The sequence below is a fragment of the Bacillus haikouensis genome (genome assembly GCF_013179555.1).
Taxonomy (GTDB): domain Bacteria; phylum Bacillota; class Bacilli; order Bacillales; family Bacillaceae_B; genus Rossellomorea; species Rossellomorea haikouensis_A.
The window spans coordinates 1-9,383 of record NZ_JABMCR010000174.1 but is presented as its reverse complement, the minus strand read 5'-3'; the positions used below and the strand labels follow the sequence as shown (position 1 = coordinate 9,383).

At 39.7% G+C, this 9,383-nt stretch carries 9 protein-coding genes and 1 riboswitch; of the genes, 4 read left to right on the top strand and 5 right to left on the bottom strand.

Features of this window, described 5'->3' with window-relative positions:
• Positions 1 to 228: 228 nt before the first annotated feature.
• Positions 229 to 1,035, bottom strand: a complete 807-nt coding sequence (locus tag HP456_RS15775) for a YihY/virulence factor BrkB family protein (RefSeq protein WP_172252798.1) — start codon at positions 1,033 to 1,035, stop codon at positions 229 to 231.
• Between the two features lie 212 nt (positions 1,036 to 1,247).
• Between HP456_RS15775 and kynA the strand changes: the two genes are divergently transcribed.
• Entirely contained in the window at positions 1,248 to 2,066 is an 819-nt protein-coding gene (kynA, locus tag HP456_RS15770) for a tryptophan 2,3-dioxygenase (protein WP_312857779.1), read from the top strand.
• A 137-nt stretch (positions 2,067 to 2,203) separates the two neighbouring features.
• A complete protein-coding gene (locus tag HP456_RS15765) occupies positions 2,204 to 2,665 on the top strand; it encodes an OsmC family protein (RefSeq protein WP_172252794.1) in 462 nt (153 codons plus the stop codon).
• Positions 2,666 to 2,781: 116 nt separating this feature from the next.
• On the opposite strand, the gene HP456_RS15760 is transcribed toward HP456_RS15765, so the two are convergent.
• The 3 genes from HP456_RS15760 to HP456_RS15750 form a co-directional block, all read right to left on the bottom strand.
• Entirely contained in the window at positions 2,782 to 3,108 is a 327-nt protein-coding gene (locus HP456_RS15760) for a DUF3243 domain-containing protein (RefSeq protein ID WP_172252792.1), read from the bottom strand.
• A 120-nt stretch (positions 3,109 to 3,228) separates the two neighbouring features.
• Positions 3,229 to 4,266 carry a ribonucleotide-diphosphate reductase subunit beta gene (locus tag HP456_RS15755; protein ID WP_172252790.1) on the bottom strand — a complete coding sequence of 346 codons (1,038 nt, stop codon included), beginning with the start codon at positions 4,264 to 4,266 and terminating at the stop codon, positions 3,229 to 3,231.
• 16 nt (positions 4,267 to 4,282) lie between these two features.
• Positions 4,283 to 6,526 carry a ribonucleoside-diphosphate reductase subunit alpha gene (locus HP456_RS15750; protein ID WP_172252788.1) on the bottom strand — a complete coding sequence of 748 codons (2,244 nt, stop codon included), beginning with the start codon at positions 6,524 to 6,526 and terminating at the stop codon, positions 4,283 to 4,285.
• Between the two features lie 183 nt (positions 6,527 to 6,709).
• Positions 6,710 to 6,892, bottom strand: a riboswitch (cobalamin riboswitch).
• Positions 6,893 to 7,438: 546 nt separating this feature from the next.
• Here HP456_RS15750 and HP456_RS15745 point away from each other — a divergent pair.
• Both HP456_RS15745 and HP456_RS15740 read left to right on the top strand, forming a co-directional pair.
• On the top strand, positions 7,439 to 8,203 hold the full coding sequence (locus HP456_RS15745; RefSeq protein WP_172252786.1) for a SurA N-terminal domain-containing protein: 765 nt from the start codon (positions 7,439 to 7,441) through the stop codon (positions 8,201 to 8,203).
• A 135-nt stretch (positions 8,204 to 8,338) separates the two neighbouring features.
• The gene (locus HP456_RS15740) at positions 8,339 to 8,515 is read left to right on the top strand and encodes a YczO family protein (protein WP_312857778.1); all 177 of its coding nucleotides are present in this window, start codon (positions 8,339 to 8,341) and stop codon (positions 8,513 to 8,515) included.
• Positions 8,516 to 8,583: 68 nt separating this feature from the next.
• On the opposite strand, the gene HP456_RS15735 is transcribed toward HP456_RS15740, so the two are convergent.
• On the bottom strand, positions 8,584 to 9,383 hold an 800-nt coding region (locus HP456_RS15735; RefSeq protein WP_512698759.1), incomplete at its 5' end, for an NADP(+)-dependent, decarboxylating phosphogluconate dehydrogenase.

Genomic DNA, 9,383 nt, shown 5'->3' with positions numbered 1-9,383 from the left:
CATGTGCCTCTAAGCCCTGCAGCTAGACAAGTGAGACCCCGCAGGCTTGCCGAGGAGACTCACGGGCTACCCGCGGAAAGCGAAGTCTTGCACGGAAATCATTAGCGGTATTAAGAACATACACTGATATTGTTCGTCTTTATGTCGTGGTTTATTCGTTTTGTCCCTGCTCCTTTTTTGAGTCTACATTTACTAAACTGACCAAAGCCCCATAAGTAAACTGTTGTCTCAATTCCTCTCAGCTACACTGCCGTTCAGCAATCCACCAATCAGCAGAATGGTAGAAGAAATATAAAACCACACAACGAGGGTTATGACACTTCCCAACTGCCCATAAAATTGGGTATAATCATTGATTTTCACATACGTTCCATATAACCATGAAACCCCCTGCCAGCCAAATGTGGCCAGCAGGGCACCAGGCAGCACATGAAAAAAGGAAATCCTCCTGCTCGGAACCACCATATAGAGAAATATGAATAATATAAGCATGAATATGGAACTTAAACCCCACTTTCCTATAACCCATGCCATGCTCCATTCTCCATGGAGTTTCCCGCTTGCAAATCTGGCTTGCCGTATGTATTCTTCAACAACAGGGACAACCAGAGAAAAAGCAATTAAAAACATAAATCCCATCGTTAATAATAAATCATAAAATAGAGCGATTAAAAAAGGCTTTTTTCTTTCAATTTTGTATGCCTTATTCAATGACCGGACCATGGACTGTACAGCCATGGATGATAACCAGAAAGTAAAGAAGATGGAAATCGATAACACGTCCCCCCTCTGGTTATATAGAATCCGTTCAATATTGTCATGGATGATGTCATACGATTTTTCAGGTGCGAAGGGTTTGATCAGAAGTAAAACATTCGTCTCTGAAATAGGCAGATAACTTAATAACGAAAACACGAACAGTAAAAATGGGAAAATAGATAATAACAAGTAGTACGCTAATTGTGCTGATTGATCAAAAAAGCGTTCTTTGAAGAATCTGATAATGACATCTTTCGGATAAGCAATCAGTTTCATTTCTTTTTCTCCTTATTCATCAAGGATACTATTATTTTCCCCAACTTACGGAAATCAATCATTCTTCTGAGAGGGTATTGTTTATTGTCGATAATAAAAGGATTTGTCCTCACTATCTAGAAGTACTAATAGTAAACGTTTCCACATCAACATAATGGAGCATTATAGAAAGGAAGATGAATGTGTCAAAGAAGGAAGAACAAAACCATTCTATAGGTAATGAACGTGTTCACACCGATTTCATCAACAATATGACCTATGGGGATTATCTGCATCTGGACACACTATTAACCAGCCAGAAGAGACTATCCGGGCATCACGACGAAATGTTATTTATCATCATACACCAGGTCAGCGAATTATGGATGAAACTCATTCTTCATGAATTGAAAACAAGCATCGCTTCTATAGAAGCCGGAGAATTTTCACCTGCATTCAAAATGCTTTCCCGAGTATCTAAAATTCAATCTCAAATCATTCATGCATGGGATGTATTGTCCACCCTCACCCCGGCAGAATATATTCAATTCAGGGATGACTTGGGTCAGGCTTCCGGTTTCCAATCTTACCAATATCGAATGATCGAATTCGCATTGGGATATAAAACCCCCCATGTTTTGAAAATTTATCAAAAAGATCCCGAATTATTATCTCAACTTCAGGATGCTTACAAGGCACCATCATTATATGATGTGTCGATTCAGGCTTTATCAAAAGCAGGATTCAGCATCGATGAAAAGGTTTTGAAACGGGACTTTACAACCCCATACAAAGAGAATGGTTCTGTTCTGGCAGCTTGGACGGAAGTATACGAGAACACCACTCAATTCTGGGATTTGTATGAACTTGCAGAAAAACTAATTGACCTCGAAGATTGGCTTCAGCAATGGCGATTCCGCCATATGAAGACAGTGGAACGTATCATCGGACATAAAATAGGTACTGGCGGCTCAAGCGGGGTGAGTTATCTTAAGAAAGTGCTGGATCATCAATTCTTCCCTGAACTCTGGAATGTAAGGACGAACTTATAATGATTTTGACGGGGATTAAATTCCAGGGTAACGCATTCAAAACGGATCCGGATCCTGACAAATCGTCCAAAAATTTGCCCATTATCATCAGGTGAGATATCCTGAACACATCATTTTTTCAAAAGGGGTCTTGTCAAATGCCAGTACACTCATTTTTCATAAAGACAGATTGGCCGGGGATGCGCAATGATGTGGGGACATTGAATTCCTCAACCTTGAACACAAATATTTCCATACCTCCTGAAATGGATGGTCCCGGGATAGGCACAAACCCGGATGAAATGCTTCTCGGTGCTGCAGCAACCTGTTATATCATCACTCTTGCTGCGATGCTTGAAAGAAGCAATGTTCCAAAAGCATCATTAACAATGGAATCCGAAGGAATTGTTGAAATCGAGAAAGGCATCATAAGCTATAAGAAAATCATTCATCGGCCAACCCTTATCCTGTCAAAAGAATGTACGGAAAAAGAATTGAAAACAGCGAATAAATTAGTGGCTAAGGCTGAGAAATCCTGTATGATTTCGAGAGCAGTGAAAGGAAACGTAATCATTGAACTGAATGAAACGGTTCTTGTCCTGGACTCTGGAGAACGATGAGTCGTTCTGCTCATCCACAAGTCATGAGGGAAAGCGAATAAGTTAATCGTTTCTTTTACATAGCCAAATCAAAAAGGCGCCTCATTTTTGAGAAGCGCCTTTTTACTTTGAAATCATTAAGATTCTGAATGCACGAGTTTTACCAGCATGTGAGAGAGCATATGCTGCTCTTCTTTGCTGCCTGCTTTCCATAATTCGTACAGTAATTTTTCTTCTCTGTTTTTTGGCTCTTCGTATGCTGCTAGATAGTCCCCTACTTTTTGTGCAGCTTTAGCCTGCTGTTCCTCATTCATTCCAAGTTTGTCCGCGAGTGACACTTTGTTTCCCAGGTATTCTTTGAAATGACCAAAGTTTGATAGAATATCATCTTTCTTATCCTCTGACATGCGTGATAATGTGTCGTCTACTTTACTTTCCATTTTGTCTGTTGATTGATTTGCCATTTGTAAGATCTCTCCTCTCTTAACTATAGTTTCTATATTCCCGGTAAAGAAAACTTTAAACTAAAGGTTGAGAGCCGGGCTGGAATCAATCAGATAGCCAAATGTAAAGCCACTCTGACTTTATAAGTCATCAAACCCGTTGGCATCCGTTGTTTTCGTATACTGTCTTGACTTCTGTTCGAAGAAATCAGTTTTGCCCAAATCCACTTCCTGATAGGCAATTATCCATTTTAAAGGATTATTTTGATGACCATCGAAAGGAGGAACAAAACCAAGTTGTTTCGCTCTTTTATTTGCCATGAACTTTATATAGCTCTCAAGTTCGGACATCAAAAGACCATCAATTTCATTTCCTATGATTTCCCTCGCCCATTCTATTTCTAAATCAGCAGCTTTAGAAAAAGTCGATTGACCGAATTCCCATAACTCATCCGTTTTATATGATGGATATTCATTAAGGATTTCCTTAAATATCTTTTCAAACAAACCGACGTGAAGCTGTTCATCCCGGTTAATATAATTGATCATCGTACTGGTGGCCACCATCTTCTGGTTTCTGGCAAGATTATAGAAGAATGCAAATCCGCTGTAAAAAAATAGTCCTTCTAAAATGACATCGTAGACAATCGATTTTAACAGATTCTCGACTGTCGGTGCTTCTGCAAAGTCACGGTAGCCTTTTACAACGAAATCATTTCGTTTCTTTAGAATCGGTTCTGTTTTCCAATAATTAAACACCTCATCCTGCTTTTGCTTCGGTACAATGCTGGAGAGCACATAGCTATAAGAATGATTGTGAATCACTTCCTGCTGGGCGAGGATGATCATCAAGGCGTTCAGGCTTGAATCCGTTAAGAAGTCAGCGACCTTACCTGCATAATCAGTCTGGACACTGTCTAAAAGAGCCAATAAACCTATCACTTTCAGAAATGTGTCCTGTTCCTTCTGGGTAAGGGACTCAAATTGATTGATATCTTTGGACATATTTATTTCAAAGGGTGTCCAGAAATTCCCGAGCATCCGTTTATATTTCGGGTATGCCCATGTGAAACGGACATCATCCCAGTTTAATACATTCGAGCTTTTTCCATTGATGATCGACGTCGATTTATTGGGAGCTGAAGCGTCTAACAGCTCTCTTTTGTTCAGTGTAATCATATTAAATTCCCCCTTATCAGCTATGACAATTCTCACATTCTTCAATCACGGAATCCGAGGTGGATCTCACATAATACGTTGTTTTCAAACCGGATTTCCAGGCGTCCAGATGGAGAAGCAGAAGGTCTTTTGCTTTAATAGTATTACTGACATACAGATTGAACGAAATTCCCTGGTCTATATGCCGCTGTCTTCTGCTGTTCTGTCTGATACTCCAATGTTGATCGATAAGGTATGCTGTTTTGTAGTACCAAAACGTCTCGGTTGAGAGATCCGGTGCTGTTACAGGAATTTTATAATCCTTTTTCTCTTCCGAGTATAATAACCTGAATAAAGGATCTATACTCGCAGTGGATCCTGCTATGAGGGAAGTGGAAGAATTCGGAGCAACAGCCATTAGATATCCGTTGCGTATTCCACTCGATGCTATCTCATCCCTTATTTCATCCCAAAGCGGACCGACATAGCCCTTCTTTTCAAAATAGCTGCCCGATTCCCAGTCAGACCCTTGAAAATATGGATAAGAACCTTTTTCTTTCGCCAATTTATTACTGGCCTTAATGGTATTAAAAGCAATTTCCTCGTAAAGTGAATCACAATATTCTGCGGCTTCATCGCTTTCCCATTTGATACCTTGTAAAGCTAATAAATGATGCCATCCAAACGTACCGAGACCGATCCCCCTGTATCTTTCATTCGTCAATTGTGCTTGGAGAACAGGTATATTGTTAAGGTCGATGACATTATCCAAAAGCCTGACTGCTATTTCAATTACACGAGGCAAAACTTTGTGCTGTACAGCCTTAGCGAGAGAAATGGAAGCAAGATTACACACTACGAAGTCTCCGGGCTGTTTATACGTAATGATTCTTCCGTCTTCAATCTTTTCTTCTTCTATAAATGTAGGGCTCATGTTCTGAGCGATCTCCGTACAAAGATTGCTGCAGTAAATCATCCCTTTATGCCCATTTGCATTTTGACGGTTTACGCTATCCCTGTAAAACATAAAAGGTGTGCCCGTTTCCAGCTGCGAGATCATGATCCGTTTAAAGATTTCAATGGCTGGTACAGTTTTCCTTGAAAGTCCTGGGTCTTCCACGCATTGCCTGTACTTTTCCCTGAAGGATCCGTTACCTTTCTCCTCATCATAAAAGTCTTCTAAGGAAAAACCCTTCACTTTCCTTACTTCATGAGGATCGAACAGATACCAGTCATCCCTTCTCTCCACAGCTTCCATGAATAGATCTGGAATGCAGACTCCGGTGAACAAATCATGGGTCCGCTGTCGTTCGTCCCCATTGTTCAACCGCACGTCAAGGAAGGAATGTATATCTTTATGCCACACATCCAGATAAACGGCAATTGCTCCTTGGCGCTGACCGAGCTGATCAACAGAAACAGCTGTATTATTTAATTGTTTCATCCATGGAATGACTCCTGAACTGACTCCTTTAAACCCTTTGATGTCACTCCCCCTGCTCCGGACTTTCCCTAGATATATTCCAAGTCCGCCGCCATTTTTACTTAGAGTCGAAACATCCGTATTACTGTCAAAAATACTTCTGAGATCATCCCCTACTGTATCGATAAAGCAGCTGGAAAGCTGACCATAACTCTTCCCCGCATTTGCTAAAGTAGGTGTCGCAACCGTCATATACAGGTTTGACAGTGCCCAATAGGCTTCTTTAATCAGATTCAGCCTTTGATCCTTGTCTTCATCCATCATCAGGGTCATTGCGATTATCATAAACCTCTCCTGAGGAAGTTCATATACCCTGCCTTCATGTGATTTCGTTAAATACCTCTCTGAAAGAGTGACGATACCAATATAGGTAAACAGCTTGTCCTTTGCAGGGTCCAAAAACGTTTCCAACTGCTGTATTTCTTCTCGGCTGTACTTCTCCAGCAAGCGCGGATTATACAGTTTTTTCTCGACAAGTTCATTCAGCAAATCGAAAAATGAATCATAAGGATTTGCAGGATCAAGCCCCCTCGAGCGACTGCTGGAACGATATAAATTTTCCAAATAAAGGAGTGCAGCAGCATATGTCCAATGGGGTTCTTCTGTAGATACTCTTTCAACTGCTGAAAGTATCATTTGGTGATATAGCTGGTCTTCGGAAAGTTGCGTTTTCACTTGAATGAGCCTGTCCACTTTCTCTTCAAACTCTTCCATTATCAAGTCAGGAAAATTTGACCTTAACTTTTTGCAAAGCTGCCAGGCAAGTGTTGAAGTATTTTCTGTTTCAATCAGTGTCATTTCATATTCCTCCCGTATCTGTTCTAATCATTTGTACTATTCAAACTACGGAAGAAGGACTCAAAAAAGCCCATCCTTATGATATGGACGGGCTTTTTGTGAATACGATGATATGATATAACAGACGTATGTATAGTTATCTATTATTCTATCCTCGCATATCCTCCCAATTCCCGAAGAAGATCATACGTTATAAATACGGCAGGTCTCCTGACTCGTGCTTCATCCTACTCTAAGGCCTTCCCATCCTTAACAAGATAGTGGCAATACCTTATTTCGTCATCACTTACAGTTGCGGGGACAGTTCCGGAATTTCACCAGATTCCCTATTAAGTCTTTATCGACACCGCATTTAAAGATTGAACTAAATCAATATATAGTTATTTCCTTTAACACAAACACAATCTGTTGTGCTCTATTCATCATAAGATAATTCAATTGATTTATCAAGCACCAAATCCGTTACTTTACATGAAAGATATTTTTGCATAATCTCATCTCCTCCAAACAATTATGCTTATAATTATCTTTTTCTGCAAAAATCCAAGAACATCACTATTTTGAGAGCCTCTATCAGCTGTAAAGGGAATTCACATAGGAAATCCTTGTTTGAGAAGTACCTGTAGAACGCCTATAATCCAATTAGAAGGTTGTTTGACAGTATTCTTTGGTCCCCAATATTTTAACGGGCTGTTTACGCGGATTTTCCCGTTGTAAGCAGCCTCTTTTTTTGTATGACATGATTAGAAATGATTATGATTTATAAGTGGATGCGGGAAAAATGACAGAATCTTGTATTTCATGGTTATTACAAAGTGATTAAATGAGTTAAAAAGGTTTATTTTTGTTTCAGAATCATATAAAATGCGCATTAAGTGATTAAATCACCTCTTTGAAAGGAGACAATGATACATGAAAAAATTAATGAGTGCTTTACTGATAACAATCTTGGCGATTGCCTTAGCTGCCTGCGGGAATGGTGAAGAGGCAAAGAAGCAAGCTGAAAATAAACCAAAGACCGAGGAAAACAGCAAAGAACAACAAGATCAGGCTAAACAAATGGAAGAAATGCAAAAGAAAATGGATAAACAAAAAGTGGACAAGGAAAAAATCGTCGCAGTGGTAAATGATGAAGAGCTGAAGGGTGAAGAGTATAATAATATGCTCACAACATCCCAAATGCAATATCAGCAAATGGGACAGGACCCTACAAGTAAAAAAGCCTCTGAACAAATCAAAAAGCAAACGATCGAGAGTCTTGTAGGGCAGACCCTTCTCATGCAGCAAGCGGATGATAAAGGATACAAAGCCTCAGACGATGAGATCAACAAACAGCTTGAAGAAGTGAAGAAACAATATAAGAGTGATGAGGAATTTGAAAAGGCGATGAAAGATGCCGGATTCTCCATGGAAGAATTAAAAACTCAAATCGCTGAGAATATCAAATATACAAATTATGTAGAAAAAGAAATAAAAGTAGATGAAGTGACAGAAGACGAAATGAAGAAGTTCTATGATCAATTTGCCAGCCAGCAGGGCAAAGATCAGAAAGCCCCGAAGTTTGAAGAAGTAAAACCTCAAATCAAGACACAATTAGAACAACAAAAGAAACAGGAAAAACTTGTACAACACGTTGAAGAGTTAAAGAAAAATGCTAAAGTTGATGTGAAAATATAATTTTTTTAGAACAAGCCACGTTTTGTGGCTTGTTCTTTTTAAGTTAATGCCAGACTCTCCGTTAAATGTTTGCCCTTACTGAAAAGGGGTAGAGATTACCATAAAGTAACTTATTAAGAAAAGGAGATGTACTTCATGAATAAACGTTCAAATGATCATCCTGAGCAGCTTGACAATGACCATGAGGGGATCCTGGATAAACATGAAAGCGAACAAAATGTAGACCCGATCCCATTGGAAGATTTAAAGAAAGAACAACGAGAAGAAAAGAAGAAACATCATACCAAAGATGACTCTTCCAGTGAAGAATAACCTGCTTGAATTTGTAAAAAACCCCGGTCACTAATAAGTGAGCCGGGGTTTTCTTATCTTCCTTAAATTCATTTGCTTAACCAATCTGTATGGAAGATACCTTCCTTGTCTTTTCTCTGATACGTGTGAGCACCAAAATAATCCCGCTGCGCTTGCAGGAGATTTGCAGGAAGCGATTCCGAACGGTAGCTGTCATAATAAGCAAGAGCACTGGCAAGCCCCGGGACTGGTATGCCCAATCTGATTGCTGTTGCAACTACTTCCCTTGCTTCATCCTGATAATTCTCTACTATATCTTTAAAGTAAGGATCGAGAAGTAAATTCGTTAATTCTGCATCACGATCATAAGCTGTCTTGATTTCTTGGAGGAAGCCCGCCCGGATTATACATCCCCCTCTGAAAATCATTGAAATTTCACCTGGTTTAAGATTCCAGTTATATTCCCTGGATGCAGATTGTAATTGAGCGAATCCTTGAGCATAGGAGCAGATTTTACTTAGATATAATGCTTTGCGAATCATTTCAACGAACTCTATTTTATTCCCGTTGAATTCAACGTGTTTTGGCCCTCTCAGAATTTTACTTGCCTTTACTCTCTCTTCTTTCATCGCAGAAATGAATCTGGCAAACACAGATTCAGTGATAATAGACAGCGGCACGCCAAGTTCCAAGGAAGAGATGCTTGTCCATTTCCCAGTACCTTTCTGGCCGGCCGTATCAAGGATAACTTCCACCAGCGGTTTACCCGTTTCTTCATCGACTTTCGTGAAAATATCAGCAGTAATCTCAATCAAATAGCTGTCAAGCTCTCCTTCATTCCACTCTTTGAAGATTCCATGCAGCTCTTCTGCATTTAAACCCAGTACAT

Bases quoted from the DNA above. Each gene is read 5' to 3' on its own strand.
- HP456_RS15775 (WP_172252798.1), bottom strand. From the start codon at position 1,035: ATGAAACTGATTGCTTATCCGAAAGATGTCATTATCAGATTCTTCAAA.
- HP456_RS15765 (WP_172252794.1), top strand. From the start codon at position 2,204: ATGCCAGTACACTCATTTTTCATAAAGACAGATTGGCCGGGGATGCGC.
- HP456_RS15760 (WP_172252792.1), bottom strand. From the start codon at position 3,108: ATGGCAAATCAATCAACAGACAAAATGGAAAGTAAAGTAGACGACACA.
- HP456_RS15755 (WP_172252790.1), bottom strand. From the start codon at position 4,266: ATGATTACACTGAACAAAAGAGAGCTGTTAGACGCTTCAGCTCCCAAT.
- HP456_RS15750 (WP_172252788.1), bottom strand. From the start codon at position 6,526: ATGACACTGATTGAAACAGAAAATACTTCAACACTTGCCTGGCAGCTT.
- HP456_RS15745 (WP_172252786.1), top strand. From the start codon at position 7,439: ATGAAAAAATTAATGAGTGCTTTACTGATAACAATCTTGGCGATTGCC.
- HP456_RS15740 (WP_312857778.1), top strand. From the start codon at position 8,339: ATGAATAAACGTTCAAATGATCATCCTGAGCAGCTTGACAATGACCAT.